We start from the raw sequence: 23,525 nt of genomic DNA, 5'->3' as shown, positions 1-23,525 counted from the left end.
ACCGAGGACGGACACCCCCCGGCACGGCCCCGACCCACCCACCGAACCGCAGGCGCAACGCACGCCCCCACCCAGCGCGACGGGCCGCCGCAGGCACCACCCACGCGAAAGTCCCGCCCCACACCCCGGGACGGGACTCCGCAAAGCCACGTACGTCAGCCGATCTCAGTACCCGTGGCAGACAGCGCCTCGGTCACCGGCTGGAAGAACGTCTCCCCACCGGAGGTGCAGTCACCACTGCCCCCGGAGGTGAGCCCGATCGCCTTGTCACCGGAGAACAGCGAACCACCACTGTCACCCGGCTCGGCGCACACGTCGGTCTGGATCAGCCCGTTGACGATGTCACCGTTGCCGTAGTTCACGGTGGCGTCGAGCCCGGTCACCTTGCCGTCGTGCACCTGCGTGGTCGACCCGCTACGGGTCACCTCCATACCGACGGTGGCCTCCGCGGCCCCGCTGATGGCCTGCGAAGACCCGTCGTAGAGGTTCACCTCACTCGGGTGGTCGACCTCGGCCGTGTACTTGACCAGCCCGTAGTCGTCGTCCGGGAAGCTGGACGTCTCGTTGGTGCCGATCTGGTTACCGCTGGAGTCCGACCAGTCCGTGATGCCCTCGGTGCAGTGCCCGGCGGTCAGGAAGAACGGCTCGCCCCCCTTGACCACGTTGAAGCCGAGCGAACAACGCCCGCTGCCACCGGTGATCGCGTCACCACCCGCGATGAAGGGCTTGAACTCCCCCTTCGACCGCCTCAGTTCCGCCTTGGCGCCCAGCCCGTCGACGACCTTGCCGAGCTTGGCCCACTCGGCCTCGGACACCGTGCGGTCGGCGGTGACGACAACTCTGTTCGTCGCCGGGTCCGTCACCCACGCGGTGCCGGGAATCGTCGCGTCCCGCTTCAGCGTCGTACGCGCGCTCTTCAGCTCGGCGAGCGAGTTCTCGACGACTCGGGCCTTGGCGCCGGCCGCCTCGACGGCGTCCGCGGCGGCCTCGTCGAGGACGTTCACGACAAGGCTCCTGGCCTGTGCGTCGTAGTACGAACCCGCGGCGTCGCCACCCAGGTCCTTGACCAGCGACGAGGCGAGCTTTCCGGCCGCGGAGACCGACAGGGTCTTCGGCGCGGAAGTCTCAGGCGTCTCGCTGGCGTTCGCAGTCTGCAAGGTCACGCCCGCAGCGACGAGTGCGGCGATACCCGCACCTGCCACGGCTGCACGCCGCTTGGGTATGCGTCGGTGCTTCAACTCACGTCCTCCTGTGGGGGGTCGGCCCGAAAGGTTGTGGGGACCTCGTCGGACCGGAAGGCGTACGGCCACGGGTACGGCTCACAACAAAAGCCGCGTCCGCGCCGGTTGAACAAGGTTCACTATTCCTAGGTTCGAAGGGCGCACACAAGGTCGACTTCCGGACGCGCGTAGAACACGTTTGCACACCCCTGCCGCCTTGACCGTGCACGGTCACGCACGCCCTCTTCGCTGAGCAAACACTGCAAGCGAGCGAACCATGAGCAGCGCGTGAGGTCTACTCCTGTCTCAAAATCGACACATCCTGGTCCGGATCCAAACGAGCTTCACCAGAGGGAAGTTCATCCTGAACGGTCCGGGATTCAACAGGCACCGACCGTCGCGCACCACCACCCGACTCCGCCCCGGAGGCCGCGGGGACCGCAGAGGCCGCGGAGGCGGCGGGGACCGCAGAGGCCCCGGAGGCGGCGGAGGCCGCAACCTGCGCCCCTTTCTCCAGAAATCGCAGCAATTCCACCGGAATCGGTAGCACCAGAGTGGAGTTCTTCTCGGCCGCCACCGCCATCACCGTCTGAAGCAGCCGCAACTGAAGGGCCGCCGGCGCGTCGGACATCTGATGCGCGGCCTCCGCGAGCTTCTTCGAGGCCTGGAGTTCCGCGTCGGCGTTGATGACCCGCGCCCGTCGCTCCCGGTCGGCCTCGGCCTGCCGCGCCATCGACCGCTTCATGGTCTCGGGCAGGGAGACGTCCTTGATCTCCACCCGGTCGATCGTCACGCCCCACTCGACGGCCGGGCTGTCGATCATCAACTCCAGCCCCTGGTTGAGCTTTTCGCGGCTGGACAGCAGATCGTCCAGCTCGCTCTTGCCGATGATGGACCGCAGCGAGGTCTGCGCCATCTGCGAGACCGCGAACCGGTAGTCCTCCACCCGTACGACCGCCTCGGCCGGCGCGGTCACCTTGAAGTAGACGACGGCGTCGACCCGCACGGTCACATTGTCCCGGGTGATGCCCTCCTGCGCGGGAATGGGCATCGTCACGATCTGCATGTTCACTTTGCGCAGCTTGTCGACGCCCGGCACGATCATCGTGAACCCGGGCCCGCGCACTTGGGGCCGGAGCTTCCCGAGGCGGAAGACCACGCCCCGTTCGTACTGCTTGACGACCCGCGCGGCCGCCGCCACATAGACCAGTCCGGCGGACGCGAGCGCCACTCCCGCCGCCACCAGCTCCTCGACCATCACCGACCCCCGGGGTCCGACGTGGGCGCATTACAGCGGAGTACTGCCTGTACGTCGACGGTAACCCCGCGACCTGAGCAAGGGCGAGCCCCCGCACGCCAGTTGCGTACGGGGGCTCACCTGCTGCCGGCTGCTGGCCGAACCGATCCGGACCGATACGAACCGAACCGATCCGGACCGATACGATCCGGACTGATCCGGACTGATCCGGACTGATCCGGACCGATCCGGACCGATCCGGACCGATACGTCAGTAGACGCTGACGCCGTAGGCGCTCAGGGCCTCGGTGACCGGCTGGAAGAAGGTCGTACCGCCGGAGGTGCAGTTGCCGCTGCCGCCGGAGGTCAGACCGTACGCGGTGCCGTTGCTGCCGTAGAGCGAACCGCCGGAGTCGCCGGGCTCGGCGCAGACGGTGGTCTGGATCAGGCCGCCGACGATGTCGCCGCCGCCATAGTTGACGGTCGCGTTCAGGGCGGTGACCCGGCCACTGTGCGTACCGGTGGTGGAGCCGTCACGGATGACGGTGGTGCCCACGCTCGGCGTGGCCGCGCGGGTGATGTCCACGCCGTTCGCGGTGCCGGGCCGGCTGACGGAACCGGTGTAGCGCACGATGCCGTAGTCGTTGCCCGGGAAGCTGGAGCCGGCGGTCGAGCCGATGACCTGGGTACGGCCGGAGTTGGAGTACCAGGTGCCGGCGCCGTCGGTGCAGTGACCGGCGGTCAGGAAGTACTGCGTGCCACTGCTGCTCTGGACGTTGAAGCCGAGCGAGCAGCGCCAGCTACTCGCATAGATGGCGTCGCCGCCCTGGATGAGCTTGCTGAACTTGCCGGGGACGCTCTTGATCGTGAGCGCGTCGGCGTTGGCGCCGGCCTGCTCCTTGATCTTGGCGATCTCCGCCTTGGAAACCGTGGAGTCGACGGTCACCATGACACGGTTGGTCTTGCTGTCGACGGCCCAGGCGGTGCCCGGGACGTCGGCCTTCAGCATGGAGCCGCTGGCGCTCTTGAGCTGGGCGGCGCTGAAGGTGGCGGGGGTCTCCGCGGCGGTCGCGTTGGGGATCGCGATCGCGGCCGCGGCAACGAGGCCGGTGGAAACGGCGATCAGCCGGGTCCGTCTCGTAATGCCGCTGCGGGGGGTGGTGCGCTTGATCCTCACTTTTCGTTCCCTCCAAGGGAAGTCGGGGGCCCGCGTGGGGTCGGGGCCCGGTGAGGCGCAGTCAGCAGGCCTGCTGTCCGGATTCCGAACATGCCGTGCCCCTGACAAGCGCTGAGGGGAGTATTCGGTCGAACGACCGGTCGGCACAAGGGCGCCTTTCGGCCGTCAACTTTTGAACCATCTGTGCGAGTTGGCCGCTCCTGCCCCGGTCAGAGCCGGTCAGCGCCACTCGGCGCAGCTTGCGCTCCCCCGGCCGACAGCGAGGTCGGACGTGTTGCCAGGTGGCGCAAAGGAACGCACGAATGGGTCGACGGAGGCAGGGAGCGGCAGCGTGACACGGTCGAGCCCGTACGGCACGGTCGCCGTATCAGGGATGTCCGGAAGTAGCCGTCACTTGAGCCGGCTGTCAGCAACCGTCGCACGGGCAGCAGCAGTCGCACCCGGCGCAGTCGCAGTCACGGCAGCAGCCCTCGCGCTTCTTGCGGGACCACGGTCCCTCGTACTCCTTCGCGCAGCACAGCTTGCAGGTGCAGCACAGCAGCCAGAACATCCCGCAGCCGGCCCAGAACCCACGCCGCTTCGGCGGCTGGGGAGCGGGCCCACCGCCGAACCCGCCGAAGTCACCGCCACCACCACCGCTTCCACCGGCACCTCCGCCGGGCACGCCTCCGCCCCCGGCATACGGGCTGCCGCCCGCGTAGGGGTTGCCACCGGCGTACGGATTCCCGTCCCCGGCGTACGGACTCTGCGGCGCGCCGTACGGCCCCGGCTGCTGTGGCGGCTGCCCATAGGGCCCGGGCCGACCGGGCTGCCCCGGCTGATGCGAGGCGTGCGAGGCATGGGACGCACAGGTCGGCACCGTGCCGAACGCCCGGTCCACCGAGCGCCGCAGCTCGTGCACCAGCAGCAGGTGGGCGAGGCCCGGATCCGTGAACTCCACCTCGCGCAGCGCCAGCCGCACTCCGTGCACGGCGTCGTCGGCGAGCCGGCGCGCCTCGGCGAGCGAGGTCCCGGTCGCGGTGAGGGGGTTCCACGCACCGGCTTCGGCGTCGGCCGCCCGGTCCTCCACGGCGTCCAGGAGGTGGGCCAGTCGCCCGAACATGCGCCCGGCCTCGGCGAGCGGCTCGGCGTTGTCCGGCCGTCCGGCCAGGATCGCGGTGTGCGCGAAGGCGGCGGCGGTCGCCGTCTCGGTCGGTTCGGTCACGGCGAGCACAGAGGTGCCGAGCCCGGCCAGCGTCTCGATGCCTGCCTGCCGGTCCACGGCGTCGACGAGTACCGCGGTGTCGAACCCGACGGCCGAGCCGCCACGGGCACCCGCCGTACCCCAGCCGGCGGCCACCCGGCGCGCGGCGAGCGCCACCGGCCTGCGGGCCAGCAGCCCGTCCCCGTCGGCGACATGGTCACGGATCTTGGCGGAGGCGAGCACGAGCGAGACGGCGGCGGCGAGCCGGGCGCCCTCACCCTGCGCGACGGACGCGGTTCGCATCCCGCGCAGCGGGCAGGGTCCTGCCGTACGCCGCAGTCCGCTGTCCTTCTCCGCCTGAGCTTCCGTCAGGACGGATATGAGGAGTCCGTCGTAGTTCGTGACGATCCGCGCGAACTGACCATGGTCTCCGCGCAACGAGAGGCACAACCCGCACAAATGCGCCATCCATTGCCCCGTGAGGTTCTCTCCGAGCCGATGACGACAGGGCCTGACGATTCCGAACACGACGCTCCCCCGAGGTTCTTACGACGCATCTGCGACGCTGAACTGCCGCATCGTACCGGCCGCCGTCTCGTTCGCCACGGACGACTCGTTCACCCGTACGCACCCCGCGTCACCCATACGCCGCGAAGAATCATATTTCACTCACAGTCAGCAGCCGTACGTGGCATGCCCCTTGGGGGACACGGGCTCTCGACGTATTCGCTGTGCACCAGTACCGTCACAAACCCCCCGCGCGGCGTCTATCCACTTGGCGCGACGTCCGCATCATGGATGACCATAGGGATGCGGAAGGCAATAGAGACCGCTGTGAGAGGAGGCGTCCATGGGATCGGTACGCAAGGCGAGCGCCTGGCTGGGCCTCGTCGACGACAACGATGACGAGCGTTACTACGACGACGACTACTCCGAAGGGGCCGAGCCCGGGGAGGCCTGGGTCACCGACCCGCGGGTCAAGGTGGCCACGGACGTGGCGGAGGAGAAGGGCCGCCGGATCGGCACGGTCACTCCTGACAGCTTCCGGGACGCCCGCGCCATCGGCGAGCTGTTCCGGGACGGGGTCCCGGTCATCATGAACCTCACGGCCATGGAGCCGGCCGACGCCAAGCGCGTCGTCGACTTCGCGGCGGGGCTCATCTTCGGTCTGCGCGGTTCGATCGACCGGGTGTCCAACCGGGTGTTCCTGCTGACGCCGGCCGACACGGAGATCATCAGCGGCGAGCGCGCGGCTCACCGCGAGGACGGCTTCTACAACCAGAGCTGAGGCAGGGCCGTTCACCGGCCCTGCCCCCTGGTGGGTCAGCGGAAGGCGTCGAGCCCGGTGAGCGCCTTGCCCAGCACGAGCTGGTGCATCTCGACGGTGCCCTCGTAGGTGAGCACCGATTCGAGGTTGGTCGCGTGCCGCATCACGGGGTATTCGAGCGAGATCCCGTTGGCACCGAGAATCGTCCGTGACGTACGGCAGATGTCGATGGCCTCGCGGACGTTGTTCAGCTTTCCGAAGCTGACCTGTTCCGGACGCAGTCGGCCGGCGTCCATCCGCCGCCCCAGATGGTGGGCGAGCAGGATCCCCTTGTGCAGTTCGAGCGCCATGTCGGCGAGTTTGGCCTGGGTGAGCTGGAAGCCCCCGATCGGCCGGCCGAACTGTTCCCGCGTCTTCGCGTAGTCCACGGCGGCCTCGAAACAGGACCGCGCCGCACCCATGGCACCCCACACGATCCCGTACCGGGCGTGCGAGAGACAGCTGAGCGGTCCCTTGAGCCCGACGACCTCCGGCAGCACCGCGTCGGCCGGCAGCCGTACGTCGTCCATCACGAGCTCACTGGTGACGGAGGCCCGCAGCGACAGCTTGTGCTTGATCTCCGGCGCGGAGAACCCGGCGCTGTCGGCCGGCACGACGAATCCGCGGATCCCCTCGTCGGTCTGCGCCCAGACGACGGCGACGCCGGAGACGGATCCGTTGGTGATCCACATCTTCCGCCCGCCCAGCACCCAGTCGGAGCCGTCGCGTTTGGCGTACGTCCGCATGGAGCCGGGGTCGGACCCGTGGTCGGGCTCGGTCAGTCCGAAGCAGCCGATGACCTCGCCGGAGGCCATACGGGGCAGCCACGCCTGCTTCTGCTCCTCGCTCCCGAACCGGTGAATGGCATACATGGCGAGAGACCCCTGCACGGACACCAGGGACCGAATCCCGGAGTCGGCGGCCTCCAGCTCCAGGCAGGCGAGCCCGTACTGGACGGCGGACGCGCCGGCGCACCCGTAGCCCTCCAGCGACATCCCGAGGGCACCGATCTCCCCCAGCTCCCGCGCGAGCTCACGGATCCCCGGCAGCTCGCCCTTCTCGTACCACTCGGCGACATACGGCACGACCCGATCCGCCGCCCACGCCCGCACCGTGTCCCTGACGGCCAGATCCTCGGGCTCCAGGAGATCGTCGATGCCGAGGGGGTCGGCGGGGTCGAACGGGGGCAACTTCGAGGACGCGGACATGCGGGGACCCTCCGGCAACGACTAAAACTAGCGGCGCTAATCAATCACGGCTCGGGCCAGACGCTACGACGCGGCGCCCCGCACGTCCAGTGCGCGCTCAGGGGCCTTGTCAGGCGGAGACGCGGGAATCCGCGACCTCCCTCGGCTTCGGCAACTCCACCGCGGGCTCCTCGCACTGCATGACCCGCGGCAACCGCAGCGCCATCGCCGCCCCGAGCAGCAACAACCCCGCACTGACGAGCAACGTCACATGCAGCCCGTGCACGAACGCGTTCCGCGCCGCGTGCTGAAGGGCCGCCCCCGCCGACCCACCGAGCTGCCCGGCAACCTCGTACGCCTCCCCCAGCGAGTGCGACGCGGCCGTGGAAGCCGACGTCGGCACACCCTGCACAGCCGACAGCCCGGGGGCGTACGCCGCGTTCATCACACTGCCCAGCAACGCGATGCCGATACCAGCGCCCAGCTGGTACGACGTCTCGCCGATCGCCGCCGCCCCACCGGCCTGCTCCGGCGGAGCCTCGCTCAGCATCGACTCGTACGCCCCGAAGAGCGTCGTCTCGAGGCCGAAGCCCAGCAGCACGAACCCGGCCAGCAGCAACCCGGGGTTGTCCTCGCCGCCCATGGCGGTCAGCACGACCACCGCGAGCGCCGTCAGACAGAATCCGGCGCACACCATCCGCCGCGGCCCGAACCGCCGCAGCATCCGCGCCCCCGCGAGCCCGGACGCCATCGCCGCGAAGGTCAGCGGCAGCAGCCGCAGCCCGGTCTCCAGCGGCGACAGACCGAGGACGAGCTGCAGATACTGCGCCGCGATCAGCTCCAGGCCGACCAGCGCGAGCATCGCCAGCACGATGCACCCGACGGACGTACTGAACGCGGGGCGCGCGAACATCTTCAGGTCCACCAGCGGATACATACGCCGCTTCTGCCGCCGCACGAAGAGGACCAGCATCACCGCGCCGGCCACCAGCGGCACCAGGGTGAACAGGCTGGCCACCGGCTCCCCGCCGCCGAGCCGCTTCACGCCGAGAACGACGCCGAACAGACCGGCCGCCGCGAGCAGTGCGCCGATCACGTCCCAGGGGCCCTTGCGGTCGCCCTTCGACTCGGGCAGCAGAAGCCGGCCCACCGGAAGGCTGACCAGCATCAGCGGGATGTTGACGAGGAAGACCGAGCCCCACCAGAAGTGTTCGAGGAGGAAGCCGCCGAGCAGTGGCCCGACCGCCGCGCCGACCGCGGCCACGGCGCTCCAGATGCCGATGGCGAGGGCGCGCTCGCGCCGGTCGGGGAAGACCTGGCGCAGGATCGACAGGGTCGCGGGCATGATCATCGCGCCGCCGACCCCGAGCAGGGCGCGGGCCAGGATCAGCACCTGCGGGTCGTGCGCGAGGGCCGCGAGGCCGGAGGCGAGGCCGAAGAGGCCGTATCCGAGGAGCAGGACGCGTCTGCGGCCGACCCGGTCACCGAGCGTGCCGAAGAGGATCAGCAGCGAGGCGCAGACGAGCGGATAGATGTCGACGATCCAGAGCAGTTCTATCGCGCCGGGGCGAAGATCCTCGGTGACGGCCGGCACAGCCACGTGCAGCACGGTCGCGTCGACGGCGACGAGCAGCAGGCTGACGCACAGGACGACCAGGACGACCCAGCGGTTGGCACCGGCCCCGGCCGCCCGACGGCGCAGCGCAGCGGCAGCCGTGGTCGTCCCGGACATGTACGTACCTCCCAGATGTTCCCTCGCCCTCGGCGGGCACACGGGGTGGGGACTCCCCGCGACTCGGCCGGAGAGGAGCGGTGGTCTCCGGCCCGCGCAACCAGGGCGAGTGACTCGTCAGGGTACGCGAGTCCAGGTCCGGGCCGAGTGGCGGACCTCTCAGACGGCACACGATCGCGTGTGGCGTACGCCACACACGCACCGACTGCGGCCGGTGAGCCCCAGGAGAATTCCACCCGAGGATTCGGTGAACGAATTCATAAGCGGTGAAAAACGAACCAACAGAATGATCAAAGGAATTGAAGGATGCAGCCGCAGATGATTACGGATTCCTTGGAAATAGACCCGCCGCTGAGAGGAATCCCACATCACATCGTCATCACAAAGCCGTGGAATCGACCTTGAACTGCGCTCACTCGCTGTAACGTCGATTGGGTGCGTACCGAACGAAAGCTGACCCGTCTGGACCGGGTCTTCGCCAGGCTGGACCGGGAACCGGAACGTCCGGCCCACATCGATGTGCCGCGGATGACCCGGCACAGGATCGTGCTCTTCTCCGCGACCCTGGCCTTCTACGGGGCCATCGTGTGGGCCGTAGTCATCACCTCGTGGCTCGTCCGGCTCGACTGGCAGGTCATGTTCTTCCGCCCCTACCAGCAGTGGGCGGAGATCCACGCGTTCGTCGACTACTACGTGGTGCTCGGCCAGCGCGGCCCGACCGCCGTGATGGTCGCGGCCTGGCTGGGCTGGCGCTCGTGGCGGCAGCACACCCTGCGTCCGCTGCTCGCGCTCGGCGTCTCGCTGCTGCTGCTGAACGTCACCGTCGGTGCCGCCAAGCTCGGCATGGGCCGGCTCGGCCCGCACTACGCGACCACCATCGGATCGAACGAGATGGGTCTGGGCGGCGATATATTTCCCAGCGGCCACACCGCCAACGCCGTGGTGACCTGGGGAATCCTGGCCTATCTGGCTTCGACCCCGAGAGCTCGCCGCTGGCTGTCGGCCCTGTCGGCGGTGACCTCGCTGGGCGTGGGTCTGTCCACCGTCTACCTCGGTACGCACTGGTTGAGCGACGTACTGCTCGGCTGGGCCGCCGGTCTGCTGATCCTGCTCGCCCTGCCGTGGTTCGAGCCGCTGATCGCCCGCACCGAGACCTGGCTGTTCGCCCTGCGCGACCGCTGGCGGGCCCGCCGGGCCGGCGCCCTGCCCGCGACCGTCCCGGTCCCGGTCGAGGCTCCGGTGCTGCTCAAGTCGCGCCCCACGGCCTGCGACGACGAGGCCGCCGCGCGCGAGGCGTCGTCGCCGGCCCGGTCGCCGCGGGCGCCGGTGTACCTGGCTCCAGGCCCGCACACGGCCCGTGGGGAGCGCACGCCGGTCACCCCGGCCGGCAGCCGCCGCCCGCCGCACACGGACCGCATCGGCCGCGGCGGGGCCCCGGCGGCCCGCCCCCTCACGGGCGGCTGACCCACCCCCCACGGCGCGGTCCGGTACGCACGACCGACCGCACGGCGACGGCCCCGGTTCCTGAGCAGGAACCGGGGCCGTCGCCGTGTGTCAGCCCTTCCAGGCCCGCGTCACCTGGCCGTCCTTCACCTCGAAGTTCAGCCGTCCCACGCGGTACTCCATGGTGATGATCGCCCCCGGCGGCAGCGAACGCACCGTGCTCCAACCTCGTTCGCGGGCGAGCCGCTCGGCCCCGTCGGCGTCGAGTCCGACATACGCATCCGGGTTGTCCTGGGGATCTGCGGGGGGTTTCGGAATGGGTGCCATGCGGCCAACGCTAGGGCCTCGCCGAGGGATCGGGCCAGTGCGGACGGTGAACCTTTGTAGCGGCCATCCGAGGGCACACGTCCCTCCGGGGTCACGCTTTTGTCACAGAATCACGACACGCGTTTCGGTCACTCGGACATCGACGGACCGTCACACGGACGAGGGATTCTCTGGGCCTTCCGCAGGCATTCGATCGTAATTCCCGCGTGTCGCGCGGACCGGTCCGATATCGCAGCGGAAAAGTGCCCGGAGAACTGCCCGCGGACTCCTTTTCCCTCCGATTCCGCGCGGGCCGCGGGAGCCGGTACCACACAGAAAGCACACGGTTCCACCACAGGACCTCCGTACGCCCTCTGTCAGAGCGCTGTCGACGCGAGCATCATGACGTGAGCTCGCGTCGGCGCGTGCGACGCGGGCTTCAGCGGGCCCGGGACGCGACGAGCGAAGGGGCGAGCGAGCGATGGGGACGCAGACCGTACAGGCGACGGCACGACCCATGCGAAGCAGGCAACCGGGCGGCCGTGTGGTCGTCGACTGGCTGACCACCACCGACCACAAGAAGATCGGCCATCTCTACCTGATCACGTCGTTCGTGTTCTTCCTGGCCGGCGGCGCCATGGCCCTGGTGATGCGGGCCGAACTCGCCCGGCCCGGGATGCAGATCGTCAGCAACGAGCAGTTCAACCAGCTGTTCACCATGCACGGCACGATCATGCTGCTGCTGTTCGCGACCCCGACCTTCGCGGGCTTCGCCAACGAGCTGATGCCGCTGCAGATCGGCTCCCCGGACGTCGCCTTCCCCCGGCTGAACATGCTGTCGTACTGGCTGTTCCTGTTCGGCGGCCTGATCGTGATGGGCTCACTGATCGTGCCGGACGGGCCCGCCTCCTACGGCTGGTTCGCCTACGCGCCCCTCAACAGCCTGGAGCGCTCCCCCGGTATCGGCCCCGACCTGTGGATCATGGGCCTGGCGCTGGCCGGCTTCGGCACGATCCTCGGCGCGGTCAACTTCATCACCACCATCATCGGGATGCGCGCCCCCGGCATGACGATGTTCCGGATGCCGATCTTCGTGTGGAACACCCTGTTCACGTCGATCCTGATCCTGATGGCCTTCCCGGTCCTGGCGGCGGCCCTGCTCGTGCTGGAGGCCGACCGCCGGTTCGGCTCGATGGTGTTCGAGGCGGCCAACGGCGGGGCGCTGCTGTGGCAGCACCTGTTCTGGTTCTTCGGGCATCCCGAGGTCTACATCATCGCGCTGCCGTTCTTCGGCATCATCACGGAGATCATCCCGGTCTTCAGCCGCAAGCCGATCTTCGGCTATCTGACGCTGGTCGGTGCGACGATGGCGATCACCGGTCTGTCGATCGTGGTGTGGGCGCACCACATGTTCGTCACCGGCGCGGTGCTGCTGCCGTACTTCTCCTTCATGAGCTTCCTGATCGCCGTACCGACGGGCGTGAAGTTCTTCAACTGGTCCGGGACCATGATCAAGGGCTCGCTGTCCTTCGAGACACCGATGCTGTGGGCGACGGGCTTCCTGGTGACGTTCCTCTTCGGCGGTCTGACCGGGGTGATCCTGGCGTCGCCGCCGATGGACTTCCACGTCTCCGACTCGTACTTCGTGGTCGCGCACTTCCACTACGTCGTCTTCGGCACGGTCGTCTTCGCGATCTTCGCCGGGTTCCACTTCTGGTGGCCGAAGTTCACCGGCAAGATGCTCGACGAGCGGCTCGGCAAGATGCACTTCTGGACGCTGTTCGTCGGTTTCCACACCACGTTCCTGGTGCAGCACTGGCTGGGCGCGGAGGGCATGCCGCGCCGGTACGCGGACTATCTCGCGGCCGACGGCTTCACCACGCTGAACACCATCTCCACGATCGGCGCGTTCCTGCTGGGCCTGTCGACGCTGCCGTTCCTCTACAACGTCTGGAGGACCGCCAAGTACGGCAGGAAGGTCGAGGTCGACGACCCCTGGGGCTACGGCCGCTCCCTGGAGTGGGCGACCTCCTGCCCGCCCCCGCGGCACAACTTCACGACGCTGCCGAAGGTGCGCTCGGAGTCCCCGGCGTTCGATCTGCACCACCCGGACCATGCCCTGGAGGCTCCGCAGCCCGAGCCAAAGAGCGAGCAAGCCGGCCCTGAGCCGTCCTGATCGCCTCGACCAGCTCGACCGGCTCCACGACCTCGAACTCGAAGCCCATCAGCATCACGTGGATCACCATCACGTCGATGCTCCCGGCGCCGGTGCGCAGCAGGCAGCTGCCGGGCCCCTCCGCCTCCAGCTGCCCTGCCGTGGGCGAGACGCTCTCGGCCGCCTCCTCCAGGGGCACCAGCAGCCGGATCACGGCCTGTGAGGCGTACGCGCGCGTGGAGACGCCCCGGGAGACGTACGCGGCGAGGTCCTCGGCGGGTGGAGTGCGCGGGGCGAAGCGCGGGCCGTGCGGCGGCTTCGGGGTGACGCGGTCGACTCGGAACGTACGCCAGTCCTCGCGGTCGAGGTCCCAGGCGACCAGGTACCAGCGGCGCTCGCTGCACACCAGGCGGTGCGGTTCGACGCTGCGGCGGGTGGATGCGCCCTCATGGTCGCGGTACTCGAACCTGAGTCGCTCCGAGTCCCGGCACAGGTGGGCGAGCTCGGTGAGGACGGTGGGGTCCACGGCGGAGGGCTGGGGGCCGCGCAGCATCGGCACGGTGAAGGCGTGCAGGGCGCCGACGCGGCGGCGCAGCCGGTTCGGCAGGACCTGCTCCAGCTTGGCGAGGGCCCGTACGGACGTCTCGCCGATGCCCTCGATGCCCTGGCCGGCGGCGGTGCGCAGGCCGACGGCGACGGCGACCGCCTCGTCGTCGTCCAGCAGCAGGGGCGGCAGCTCGGCGCCGGCGCCCAGTTGGTAGCCGCCTCCGGTGCCGGGGCTGGCGTTGACGGGGTAGCCCAGTTCGCGCAGCCGCTCGATGTCGCGGCGGACGGTGCGCGGGGTGACGCCGAGGCGGTCGGCGAGTTCGGCGCCGGACCAGTCGCGATGGGCCTGGAGGAGGGAGAGCAGCCGCAGGAGTCTTGCGGAGGTGTCCAGCATGCGGCGCCTAAGAGATCGGGGGTACGGGTCCAGGGGCGAGTGCGGATCCATTGTGGCCGGTCGCTCGGTTCCCCGCGCCCCGCATGGGCGCTGCCCCTAACCGGCATTCGACGCTGAGGTTGCCGCCGCGGGTCTCGTAGGGGACCCGGGAGGCATGCGGGTGGACTTCCATGTCGCCCGAGGCCACCCGGTGGTCCGACTCCTCGTCCCTCACGCTGGCGTACGCGTCCCAGTGACCCTCCAGCAGGGACACGCTGCTGGGCAGCGCTGCCCGCAGGCGGCCCTTCGTCGCCGGAGCGAGGGGCAGGGTGACCTCCTCGGGGCCCTCACGGTGGCGCAGGACGAGATGGGCCGTGTCGGCCGCCCCGGTCGCGCTGACGTCGAAGGTCAGCCCGCCGGCCGAGTCCGCTATGCAGTCGGCGCGCAGGGGTACGGCGTGCGACACGGGGGTCATGCGCTGGGGTTCCTCCTCGGTGTCTCTCCGCTTCGTGGGTTGGACCGGCGAACCGGCTGTTCGGTTGCCCCGTCAGGGCCGGTACGGCAGCTGCGGGACCTCGAAGCACGTGTCGTTCATGTCTCCCTGGGACACCCAGCCCCTGCCGTCCGCCCAGCGCGCCACCGACAGACAGGTCCGGCGGCTCTTCGGCGGCTCGGGCAGCCGCTCGAACCGGACCGGGATCAGCAGTCCGCCGGCGGTGTAGCCCTGGCTGTGGTTCATGTGGTCGTCGACGCACGCGCGCGTGACGGCCTTCGGGGCGCACGCCTTCGCCGCGTCCGTGAACCACTCGGCCGCCGCCCAGCCCTCCAGCTGCCACTGGGAGTGGCTGTCCAGGCCCTCGGTGGCGTCCCGGAACTCGCGTACGGCGTCCTGGTCGGTGTCCTCGAAGTTGCGGGACGACCCGGTCGCCCACAGGGCGTTGCGGCAGCGCGGTGCGTCCTTGTAGTCCTCGGCGACGGTGGACGTCCAGTTCTGTACGTTCGTCACCTTGGCGGTGACATCGGCGCCGACGTCGTCCATCGCCTCGCACAGCCGGGCGTTGCCGTGGGTGTCGATGGCGTCGAAGACGAGGTCGGCGCCCTGCTCCTTCAGGTCGGCCGCCGCCGCGCGGAAGTTGGGCAGCGCGAAGTCGACCTGTTCGGTGACGACCTTGTAGCCCTCGGCCTTCAGTCCCCGTTCGACGAGCCGGGCGTAGGCGGCCGACGCGGGCTGGTTGTAGGAGACGACGGCGGCCGTCCGGGCGCCGTGCTCGCGTTTGAAGTAGCGGTAGACCTCTGTTCCGCCGTACTGCTCGCCGTCCCAGCCGGTGGTGCCGTCACGGGGGGCGAGGCTGCCGTAGATGCCGTACAGGTGCGGCCAGGTGTCGTAGGCGGCCCCGATGGGCTGGCCGCCGATGTCGGGCACGCGTGCGCGTGAGACGCGCGAGGCGCCCGCGTAGTCCAGTGCGGTGGTGGCGACCAGGGCGACGACCCTGTCCTCGTCGATCAGCCGGTGCACGCACTCGTTGTTGCCGATGCCGCTGCCGCCGTCGTCGCACAGGCGCACCTCGACGCGGCGGCCGTCGATGCCGCCGCGCGCGTTGAGGCGGTCGAAGTACGCCTTGGCGCCGTCGCGCGGGCCGGTGAAGGCGTTGCCGCCGACGGGGCTGGTGGCGCTGGTGAGGACGCCGACGCGGATCGGGGTGCGGTCCCGGGCCGGCTCCGAGGGGCTGCCCCGGTCCCGGTGTTCGAAGTCGCTCTCGGGCAACCGGCTGCCGCACGCCGTACCCAGTGTCAGCAGCAGCACGGCGATCGCCGCCTCAGCACCCCGGGATCGGTGACCCATTGCCGCTCAACTGGACCAGCGCGCACAGGGTCTTGGCGGACACCTTCCAGGTGCCGTCCTGCTCGACCGCGGTTCCGGAGGCGTTCGGCAGGGCGGTGGCGCCCTTGAGGGTCAGGTCGTAGGTCACGTCCGCCTCGGTGGGCGAGGTGAACTCGATCTCGGAGACCTGCGCCTCGACCTGTCCGCCGCGCTCGTCGCCGCTGAACGCCTGGAGGACCGGCGCCATCTGCGCGCCGTTCTCCAGGACGGTCTGCTTGTCCTTCAGGGAGGTCTCGGGGTCGAAGAACTTCTGCCAGTTCTGCTTGATCTCGGTCTCGGCCGCCCCCGCGTCGGCGGGCGCCGTCGCGGCCGGCGACTGCTGGGTCTGCTCCACGGTCGGAGTCGGCGGTGTCTCGCTGCCGCCGCCCTCGTCGTCGCTGCACGCGGCGAGGGCCGGGCCGAGGGAGAGGAGCAGGGCGGCCGCCAGTGCCGTCCCCCGCCGCCTGCGTGTTTCGTGTCGCCTGAGGTCGCTCCCGAGAACCATCTGGCTCACCACCGGGTGTCGATCCGGGCCGTGTGCGCCCGGTGCTTTCAGGGTCAGCTTGCAGGAGGCATAGTGCAAGCCATTGGCTGACATGGACAGGCACATGCGCAGAAACCCCGTGTGCGTGCACACAAACCCGACGTGTGGGAGCCAGCGATGCGGACAGCCCGACTGCGGACCGTGCACCCCGTCCTGTGGGCCGGCTGGGCCGCGCTCGCGGCCGGCGCGGTGCTGTGCGTCATCGGCTGGTACGGCGTCTCCGGCGAGCGGTTCGCCGAGCGTCAGCTGCCGTACCTGGCGTCCTGCACGGTGCCCGGCGCCGCGCTGATCGTCGCCGGGGCGGTCCTGCTGACCCATGGCCGGGGCGCCCTCGCCGCCGCGCGCGTGGAGGAGCTGTACGGCCTTCTGGTGGCCGCGGAGCCCGCCGACGCCGAGGAGTCCGGGCAGTCCGCCGCGGCGCCTCTGGCGGTCAGCGGGGACCTGCTGATGGTGCCCGGCGGCACGCTCTGGCACCGGGCGGACTGCCCGCTGGTCGCCGGGAAGGCAGAGGCCGTCCCCGTCGATGCCAAGCTGGTGAGGAGCGGCGAACTGGGCCCGTGCCCGATCTGTGAGCCCGCCGAAGCGGATGACTGATGTCCTCGCTGACGTACGACCTCACGCTGGCCGGTCTCTCGGTCGGCAGCGCCGCCGCGCTCACCGGGATCGGCCTGGTCGTGACGTACCGCTCGACGGGCGTGCTGAACTTCGCGCACGGGGCGATCGCGATGGTGTGCGCGTATGTGCTGCGCCAGTGCGTGGTGGAGTGGGGCTGGCCGCTGTGGGCGGGCGCGACGGTGACGCTGCTGGTCCTGGCGCCCGGCATCGGGATGCTGCTGGAACGGTTCGTCTTCAGGCCGCTGTCCGTCCTGGGCAGTGACCCGGCGCAGACCCTGGTCGCGTCCATCGGAGTGTTCGTGCTGCTCGTGGGCGGCGCGGCGCTGCTGTGGGGGCAGGGCGCACGGGCCGACGCGCCGGAGCTGGTGTCGGCGGATCCCTGGGGCCAGCTCGCGGTGGCCCTGCTGCTGGCGGCCGCGGTCGGCGCGGTGATCCGCTGGACCCGTTTCGGCCGGGAGCTGCGGGCCGTGGTCGACGACCGCCGGCTGGCCGTCCTCGGGGGCATCGACGCCGACCGGGTCGCGGCGGCGGGCTGGGCGTTCGGCTCGTTCACGGCGGGCCTGACGGGCGTCCTGCTCGCCCCGTACGTGCGCCTGGACCCGTACGGCATGCCGCTGCTGGTGATGGAGGTCGTCGCGGTCGCGGTGGCCGCCAGGATGCGCAGTCTGCCGGTCGCGGTGGTGACGGCGCTGGCGATCGGTGTCGCGCAGAGCCAGCTGACCCGGCTGCATCCGTCGGGCTGGGGCGCGCCGCTGCTCCAGGCGGTGGGCACGAACCTCTTCGTGGTGGCCCTGCTGATCGCGGCCCTGGTCATGCCGGGCGTGGGCACCCGCGACGCGCTCCCGCGCACGGCCACCGCGCGCGTGCCGACCCCTCCGGGCGCCTGGATCGTGGCGATCGTCCTCTTCCTGCTCCCGCTCGGCTTCGCGGGCTCGGACCTGCACACGTCGGTGCAGGTGCCGGCGCTGGGCGTGGTGCTGCTGTCCCTGGTCGTCGTCACCGGCCGCGGCGGCCAGATCTCGCTCGGGCAGGCGGCCTACGCGGGCCTGGGCGCCCTGTTCACGGCCCTGCTGGCGGCCGGCCGCTTCCCTGGCCTGCCCCGCCTGCCGGAACTCGCCGCACTGGCCCTGGCGGTCGTCCTGGTGGCCCCGCTGGGCCTGCTGACCGGCTGGCCGGCGATCAGCCGCCGCGGCCTGGCGCTGGCCCTGGCCACCTTCGCGGTCGGCGTCGGTGTGAGCCGCTTCGTCTTCGCCCAGCCCTACGCGATCGCCGGCCTGTCCCTCGGCCGCCCGGCGGGCTTCGAGAGCGACCGCGCGTACTACGTCCTGGAACTCGCCCTCCTCGCGGTGGCCCTGCTGGCGACCTGGCTGCTGCGCCGGGGCCGCACGGGCCGGGCGCTGGCGGCGATGCGGGACCACGAGTCCGGGGCGTCGGCGGCGGGCGTCCAGGTGCCCTCCCTCAAGCTCGCGGCCTTCGTCTCCGGCGCCGCCCTGGCCGCCCTCGGCGGCGGCATGCTCGGCATGGGCCTGCGCGCCTTCGACCCCGCCGCCTACGACCCGGTCCGCGGCCTGCTCTGGTTCGCCGCGGTGGTGGTCCTGGGCGCCGACAGCACCCTGGGCGCCCTGGCCGCCGCGGCCCTCCTGGTCGGCCTGGACGCGGGCGCCCGCGGCGGCGTGGCGGCAGCGCTCATCGGCGTACTGGCGGTACTGGTGGGCCGCTTCCCCGGCGGCCCGTACGAGGCCCTTCGCACCGCCACGGCCCGCCTGCGCCGCCGTCCCCGCCTCACCGCGCAGGGCACACGTGTGCGGCATCTGCTGCGCCCACGGCCCCCGGAACCGGCCCCGAGCCCGACCCTGACAGGCCTGACCGCGTCGGGCGCCGGGGCGGCACCAGCCCGGCAGGAGCGGGCGGCAGCGCGCGAGAGACAGCGGCCCGCGACCGGCCCCGAGGAAGCAGCGCGCGAAGGGCGATGGACGGCGACCGGCCCGGAGGAAGCAGCGCGCGAAGGGCGACGCACGGCGACCGGCCCCGAGGAAGCAGCGCGCGAAGGGCGACGCACGGCGACCGGCCCGGAGGAACGGACAGCGGCCGAACCACTGCGACGGCCGAGGGCCCGCCGCCCCGCCGAGGCCGCTCAGCCCCCGCAGGGGCCACCCGCCCCCGCCCTCACCATCCTCAGCCTCCAGGCCCGCTACGACGGTTTCACCGCCCTCCAGGACATCACCCTCACCGTCCCGGCCGCCCACGTCACCGCCGTCGTCGGCCCCAACGGCGCGGGAAAGTCCACCCTGTTCCACTGCCTGGCCGGCACCCACCGCCCCGCGCACGGCCAAGTGCGCCTCGGCACCCGCGACATCACCCGCCTGCCCGCCCACGCCCGCACCCGCCTCGGCGTCGCCCGCACCTTCCAGCAACTGGCCGTCTTCCCCTCACTGACGGTCGCCGAGAACGTTCGCGTGGGCGCCGAACAGGGCAGGCTCCAGGACCCGTCGGCCGTGGAGAGGTCCCTCAGGCTCCTCGGCCTGGACGGCCCCGTACGCTCCCTGCCCGCCGCGGGTCTGCCCACCGGCACCCTCAGACGCGTCGAGTTGGCCCGCGCCCTCGCCGGCGCCCCCCGCGTCCTGCTGCTCGACGAACCCGCCGCCGGCCTGGACACGGCGGAAGTCACCGCGCTCGCCCGCGTTCTGAAGGCCCTCGCCGCGGACGGCATGGCCCTGCTGGTCGTCGAACACGACCTCGACCTGGTCGCCGACCTCGCCGACACCGTGCACGTCATGACGGCGGGCCGCATCGTCGCCTCCGGCCCACCCGACCGCGTACTCGACGTACCCGACACGGCAGGCACCCGGGAGGCCCCCGCATGACGACCGTCTCGCTGCGTCACGCGCGCGTGCGCTACGGCCCCTTGGAGGCCCTGCACGGCGTCACGGTCGCCGCCGCGGGCCCCGGCCTCACCGTCCTGCTGGGCCGGAACGGATCGGGCCGTACGACAGCGTTGCGCGCACTGGCCGGAACGGTACGGCTGTCCGCGGGCGCCGTGGTGTGGGACGGCGTCGACGTGACCCGGATGCCCGCCCACGAGCGGGCCCGCCGCGGACTGTGCCTGGTCCCGGAGCGGCAGGCGGTCTTCGGCTCCCTCACCGTGCGCGAGAACCTCGAACTGGCGTCCCGGTCGTACGACATCGCCCTGGACGCCTACCCGCCGCTGGAACCCCTCCTCGCGCGCCGCGCGGGCACGCTGTCCGGCGGCGAGCAGCGCATGCTGGCGCTCTCCCGGGCCCTGCTGGCACGCGCGCGTGTCGTCCTCGTGGACGAGCCGGCGCAGGGCATGTCGCCCCCGGTCGCCGCCCGTACGTACGCGTTGCTGAGCGGCCTCGACGCGTGCGTGGTCGTCGCGGAGCAACGACTGCCGCCCGGCCTGCGGGGCCGGGCGGCAGTCGTTCACGAACTGCGGCGGGGCGCTGTCGTGTTCAGCGGAGAGACGGGCGAGTACGAGCGCCGGGCAGCGCGGCGTTCAGCCTCGCGCCCCTCGGCATGACCAGCAGGCCGGGCGCGAGGCGGTTCCTGGTGACGTCGACCTGGGGCTTCTCCAGCTTCATACGGCCTTTGAGCCCGTACCGTCTGGAGCAGTGCGGCCAGGCCCCCCAGCCCTGCACGGCCACGACCTTGCGGGCGATGTCGATCTGCTCCTTGCGGCTGGCGAGGTCCGCGCGCGGGGCGTACTTCAGCCCGCCGAAGCCGGCCCAGGTCCGCTGCGAGAACTGAAGCCCGCCGTAGTGGCCGTTGCCGGTGTTGATGTGCCAATCCCCGCCGCTCTCGCACTTGGCGACACAGCCCCAGGGCCAATGACTCTTGGCACAGGCCAGGGACGCGGGTTTGGGAGGGGGACCGGAGGCCGGTAGCGGAGACGCCACCTGGGGCGCGTACGTGGCGTGCGACGTGCCCGGGCCGACGGCGGTCAACAGGGCGGTGGCCAGGGCGATCGTAAGCGGTGCGTATTTCATATCAGCACGCTAGGCAGCTTATTGCCGACGACCGGTGCGGCGCGTCCGACGACCGCGAGCGCCCCACCCGGTCGGCGGACCGGGCGGGGCCTTGAGCGCGCTGCTCAGAGTTCGAGACGCTGCCCCGGCATGATCAGGTGGGGATCTACGCCGATGACGGACCGGTTGGCGGCGTAGAGCTGCCGCCAGGTGGTCCCGTGCCGGGCGGCGATGCCGCTCAGCGTGTCGCCCGCACGGACGGTGTAGTCGCCGCGGGACGAGTCACGGGTCGTGTTCCCCGAGGAGCGCTCCGGCGCCCGTGACGGAGCGGCGGGCGCCGACTTGGCGGTCGACGGGGCCGCCTTGCCCGCGGAGGACGTCGAACCGCCCGCGGAGGCCGCGGGTGCGCTCCCGTACGCGCCGGCCCGGGCCGAACAGGTCGGCCAGGCGCCCCACCCCTGGGCGCGCTGGACCTTGGTGGCCACGGCGATCTGCTGGGCCCTGGTGGCCCCGTCCGCCGTCGGCGCGTAGGCCGTACCGCCGTACGCGCGCCAGGTGGAGGCGGAGAACTGAAGTCCGCCGTAGTAGCCGTTGCCGGTGTTGATGTGCCAGTTGCCGCCGCTCTCGCACTGTGCGATGCGGTCCCACACTCCGCTGTCCGCCGCTGCGGCGTTGCCGGTCGCGGCCAGCAGTCCGAGCGGGGCGAGCAGTGCCGCCCCGGCCAGGACCGCCGTCGTACGTGTCCGGCTTCCGTTCGAAGCCTTCGGCGCCTTCCGAGCGTTGCTGTGAGTGTTATCGGCACATTCGGACATGTAGGTCCCTCTCGAAGGACCCGGGCTCCCCCAGGACAAAACGCCATCCGCCACGCCATGGGGCGTGTGGATCGCGCTCGCCCCGTCCGCCGCAAGGTCGTGCGGTGAAGCCTGTCGGTGCGTTCGGCGGACGTACCCGAGCGGTGCTCGCTGCACACGGCGGAGGAATGTAGGGACATCGACCGGCCGGGATCAACCAACTCCTCGTCGGTCCAGGCCAGTTCGCAGTTACCTCCGGTATCGGCGATTTTCGGCCACCCACTTCATTCCCTGATTTCCGGATTTGTCGACCAGCGACCCCGACGATCTGTGATACACCCCACGCAACCAACTTCCTTGCATTTCCAAGGACTTGACGGTGAGTGGGCAATTCCGCACGCAAGGTGACCCTGCGCGTCGGATGGTTCGATTCCGTTCGCTGTCGTGCGTGACTCCCGCCACAGATCGCCCGTTGTCTTCTTCATGAGCCCGGGACCCGCCCGGTTCACGGACCGGGAGCCACCCGGCCCCGCCACGCACCACATCCCGAGGAGCCACCCGTGCCGCGCATGCTCGATGTCAGCGACGAGGTACGTGCCGAGATCGGCGACGAGGAAGCCGACCGGCTGCTCGCCGGGGAGAACGCCCCCGGCAGTTACGACTGCACGTCCTGCCGCACCCCGGGCGACTCCGGACAGGAGCGCACCAGCACCGTCCTGTTCATCGGCGACGAGACCGCCGTCCTCGCCTTCGCCCACGCCACCTGCCTGCCGTCACAGGTCGTCCAGGTCACCGAGGAGCAACTGCAGGGCGCCGTGAAGTCCATCACCGGAGACCGGGTCGCCCCGGAGCCGGACGCGATCGTGCCGGAGCAGGCCGTGCTCGGCGTGACCAGCGGACTGGTGCTGATCGCCGGGGAACTGCACCCCGCGCTCGTCGTCGAGCCGACCGGGCCCATCGTGCGCCCCGGGGCCGTCGGCGCCGGGGACGACTTCCTGCCGCTGCTCATCGAACAGGGGTTCATGCCGGCGACCGAGCTGTCCGATGTGCCGCCGGTGCTGCACGGGTGGTCGGTGTTGCTGGCCATGGGGCAGCTGCACGCGGTGCTCCAGCCGGGCACGAACGGCGGGCAGCCGGTCGCGTGGTGGCAGGCGCATCAGCCGCTGCTGGTGACGGACGGGTGGCGGGCCGCCGCGAACAAGCACCAGCAGGTGCTGATGTTCGCCGCGCCGGTGGGATCCATCGGGCGTCAGCCCCGCGAGGACCTGCTGCGGGACGCGCTGGACAAGGCTGCGGCGAACGGGAAGCTGGTCGCGGCGGCGCTGCCGCTTGCCGGCACGTGAGAAGCGCCTGTTCAGCGGGGACTGCGCGAAGGCCGGCGGCTGCGGGTCACCGGTGGCTTGGCACGCAGTTCCCCGCGCCCCTTCAGGACGCGGCCCGGCCGCATCTCTTCCGGAGCCGGGTCGTTTGGACATACGTGCATGCATACGACGTTCCCCGCCATCAGGGCGGCCCATCGCCCACGCCTATCTACGACGCGCTCTACGCCGAGTACGTCAAGTCCTTCCGTTCGCTGCCGGGTGATCGCAGTGGTGAGGAGGACCTGGGGTTCATCGCCTTCGGGAACATCCAGCGCGGTACGGGCCCGTACGGCGGGCATCGCCCGGGGTCGTTCAGCAGCTCGTACAGCGCCTACAGCGCGGGGGCGCACAGCGCCCGCCACGGCAGCGGTCAGCAGCCTCAGTGGCAGCGGGTAGGGCACATCGGCCAGCAGGGCTCGGGCTCGGGGATGCACCATGTCCCGGCCGCGCTGCCGCCGGCGCGCCGAGGCTGAACACATGCGAAGGGCGGCCCATTGCGGGCCGC

The 23,525-nt window shown here is 70.9% G+C and carries 20 protein-coding genes and 1 pseudogene; 8 read left to right on the top strand and 13 right to left on the bottom strand.

Annotated elements, in window-relative coordinates; translation table 11 throughout:
- Positions 1–155: 155 nt before the first annotated feature.
- From AC3ETA_RS38990 to AC3ETA_RS38975, 4 genes are all read right to left on the bottom strand, one after another.
- A complete protein-coding gene (locus tag AC3ETA_RS38990) occupies positions 156–1,238 on the bottom strand; it encodes a S1 family peptidase (RefSeq protein WP_432197634.1) in 1,083 nt (360 codons plus the stop codon).
- Positions 1,239–1,515: 277 nt separating this feature from the next.
- Complete coding sequence (locus tag AC3ETA_RS38985; RefSeq protein WP_432197633.1) at positions 1,516–2,478, bottom strand: slipin family protein; 963 nt, start codon at positions 2,476–2,478, stop codon at positions 1,516–1,518.
- A 250-nt stretch (positions 2,479–2,728) separates the two neighbouring features.
- Positions 2,729–3,634 (bottom strand): S1 family peptidase, encoded by a 906-nt coding sequence (locus AC3ETA_RS38980; RefSeq protein WP_432197632.1) that lies wholly within the window; start codon positions 3,632–3,634, stop codon positions 2,729–2,731.
- Positions 3,635–4,040: 406 nt separating this feature from the next.
- Positions 4,041–5,345 (bottom strand): DUF5685 family protein, encoded by a 1,305-nt coding sequence (locus AC3ETA_RS38975; protein WP_432197631.1) that lies wholly within the window; start codon positions 5,343–5,345, stop codon positions 4,041–4,043.
- A 322-nt stretch (positions 5,346–5,667) separates the two neighbouring features.
- Here AC3ETA_RS38975 and AC3ETA_RS38970 point away from each other — a divergent pair, with 322 nt between their 5' ends.
- Complete coding sequence (locus AC3ETA_RS38970) at positions 5,668–6,105, top strand: cell division protein SepF (protein ID WP_432197630.1); 438 nt, start codon at positions 5,668–5,670, stop codon at positions 6,103–6,105.
- Between the two features lie 35 nt (positions 6,106–6,140).
- On the opposite strand, the gene AC3ETA_RS38965 is transcribed toward AC3ETA_RS38970, so the two are convergent.
- On the bottom strand, positions 6,141–7,331 hold the full coding sequence (locus AC3ETA_RS38965; RefSeq protein WP_432197629.1) for an acyl-CoA dehydrogenase family protein: 1,191 nt from the start codon (positions 7,329–7,331) through the stop codon (positions 6,141–6,143).
- Positions 7,332–7,440: 109 nt separating this feature from the next.
- Positions 7,441–9,042, bottom strand: a complete 1,602-nt coding sequence (locus AC3ETA_RS38960) for an MFS transporter (protein ID WP_432197628.1) — start codon at positions 9,040–9,042, stop codon at positions 7,441–7,443.
- Positions 9,043–9,477: 435 nt separating this feature from the next.
- Between AC3ETA_RS38960 and AC3ETA_RS38955 the strand changes: the two genes are divergently transcribed.
- Positions 9,478–10,506, top strand: coding sequence for a phosphatase PAP2 family protein (locus AC3ETA_RS38955; protein ID WP_432197627.1), 1,029 nt, complete (start codon positions 9,478–9,480; stop codon positions 10,504–10,506).
- Between the two features lie 90 nt (positions 10,507–10,596).
- On the opposite strand, the gene AC3ETA_RS38950 is transcribed toward AC3ETA_RS38955, so the two are convergent.
- The gene (locus tag AC3ETA_RS38950; protein WP_030967768.1) at positions 10,597–10,812 is read right to left on the bottom strand and encodes an I78 family peptidase inhibitor; all 216 of its coding nucleotides are present in this window, start codon (positions 10,810–10,812) and stop codon (positions 10,597–10,599) included.
- A 460-nt stretch (positions 10,813–11,272) separates the two neighbouring features.
- Between AC3ETA_RS38950 and ctaD the strand changes: the two are divergent.
- Positions 11,273–12,847 (top strand): annotated as a pseudogene (gene ctaD, locus AC3ETA_RS38945) (aa3-type cytochrome oxidase subunit I); the annotation flags it as partial.
- On the opposite strand, the gene AC3ETA_RS38940 reads toward ctaD, so the two are convergent.
- From AC3ETA_RS38940 to AC3ETA_RS38925, 4 genes are all read right to left on the bottom strand, one after another.
- On the bottom strand, positions 12,846–13,886 hold the full coding sequence (locus AC3ETA_RS38940) for a helix-turn-helix transcriptional regulator (RefSeq protein WP_432197626.1): 1,041 nt from the start codon (positions 13,884–13,886) through the stop codon (positions 12,846–12,848). The pseudogene ctaD and the gene AC3ETA_RS38940 sit on opposite strands and share 2 nt — an antisense overlap.
- A gap of 7 nt (positions 13,887–13,893) precedes the next feature.
- Positions 13,894–14,340 (bottom strand): hypothetical protein, encoded by a 447-nt coding sequence (locus tag AC3ETA_RS38935; RefSeq protein WP_432197625.1) that lies wholly within the window; start codon positions 14,338–14,340, stop codon positions 13,894–13,896.
- A 72-nt stretch (positions 14,341–14,412) separates the two neighbouring features.
- The gene (locus AC3ETA_RS38930; RefSeq protein ID WP_432197624.1) at positions 14,413–15,708 is read right to left on the bottom strand and encodes an ABC transporter substrate-binding protein; all 1,296 of its coding nucleotides are present in this window, start codon (positions 15,706–15,708) and stop codon (positions 14,413–14,415) included.
- On the bottom strand, positions 15,683–16,231 hold the full coding sequence (locus AC3ETA_RS38925; RefSeq protein ID WP_432197623.1) for an MTB12 C-terminal domain-containing protein: 549 nt from the start codon (positions 16,229–16,231) through the stop codon (positions 15,683–15,685). Before AC3ETA_RS38925 ends, AC3ETA_RS38930 begins: the two co-directional genes overlap by 26 nt.
- A 156-nt stretch (positions 16,232–16,387) precedes the next feature.
- Between AC3ETA_RS38925 and AC3ETA_RS38920 the strand changes: the two genes are divergently transcribed.
- The 3 genes from AC3ETA_RS38920 to AC3ETA_RS38910 are packed head-to-tail and all read left to right on the top strand — an operon-like array spanning position 16,388 to position 20,423.
- Positions 16,388–16,864 carry a hypothetical protein gene (locus tag AC3ETA_RS38920; RefSeq protein ID WP_432197622.1) on the top strand — a complete coding sequence of 159 codons (477 nt, stop codon included), beginning with the start codon at positions 16,388–16,390 and terminating at the stop codon, positions 16,862–16,864.
- Positions 16,864–19,749: an ABC transporter permease subunit gene (locus AC3ETA_RS38915; protein ID WP_432197621.1), complete on the top strand. Its 2,886-nt coding sequence runs from the start codon at positions 16,864–16,866 to the stop codon at positions 19,747–19,749. The genes AC3ETA_RS38920 and AC3ETA_RS38915 overlap by 1 nt, the downstream gene beginning before the upstream one ends.
- Positions 19,746–20,423 carry an ATP-binding cassette domain-containing protein gene (locus AC3ETA_RS38910; protein WP_432197620.1) on the top strand — a complete coding sequence of 226 codons (678 nt, stop codon included), beginning with the start codon at positions 19,746–19,748 and terminating at the stop codon, positions 20,421–20,423. The genes AC3ETA_RS38915 and AC3ETA_RS38910 overlap by 4 nt, the downstream gene beginning before the upstream one ends.
- Here AC3ETA_RS38910 and AC3ETA_RS38905 read toward each other — a convergent pair.
- Positions 20,356–20,889 carry a transglycosylase family protein gene (locus AC3ETA_RS38905; protein ID WP_432197619.1) on the bottom strand — a complete coding sequence of 178 codons (534 nt, stop codon included), beginning with the start codon at positions 20,887–20,889 and terminating at the stop codon, positions 20,356–20,358. The genes AC3ETA_RS38910 and AC3ETA_RS38905 overlap by 68 nt on opposite strands.
- Positions 20,890–20,993: 104 nt before the next feature.
- Positions 20,994–21,680 carry a transglycosylase family protein gene (locus tag AC3ETA_RS38900; protein WP_432197618.1) on the bottom strand — a complete coding sequence of 229 codons (687 nt, stop codon included), beginning with the start codon at positions 21,678–21,680 and terminating at the stop codon, positions 20,994–20,996.
- Positions 21,681–22,219: 539 nt separating this feature from the next.
- Between AC3ETA_RS38900 and AC3ETA_RS38895 the strand changes: the two genes are divergently transcribed.
- Both AC3ETA_RS38895 and AC3ETA_RS38890 read left to right on the top strand, forming a co-directional pair.
- On the top strand, positions 22,220–23,002 hold the full coding sequence (locus AC3ETA_RS38895; RefSeq protein ID WP_432197617.1) for a hypothetical protein: 783 nt from the start codon (positions 22,220–22,222) through the stop codon (positions 23,000–23,002).
- A gap of 134 nt (positions 23,003–23,136) precedes the next feature.
- Entirely contained in the window at positions 23,137–23,493 is a 357-nt protein-coding gene (locus AC3ETA_RS38890; protein ID WP_432197616.1) for a hypothetical protein, read from the top strand.
- Positions 23,494–23,525 lie beyond the last annotated feature (32 nt).

This window comes from Streptomyces sp. bgisy027, from assembly GCF_057710365.1.
This window is presented reverse-complemented; position numbering and strand designations above follow the sequence as displayed.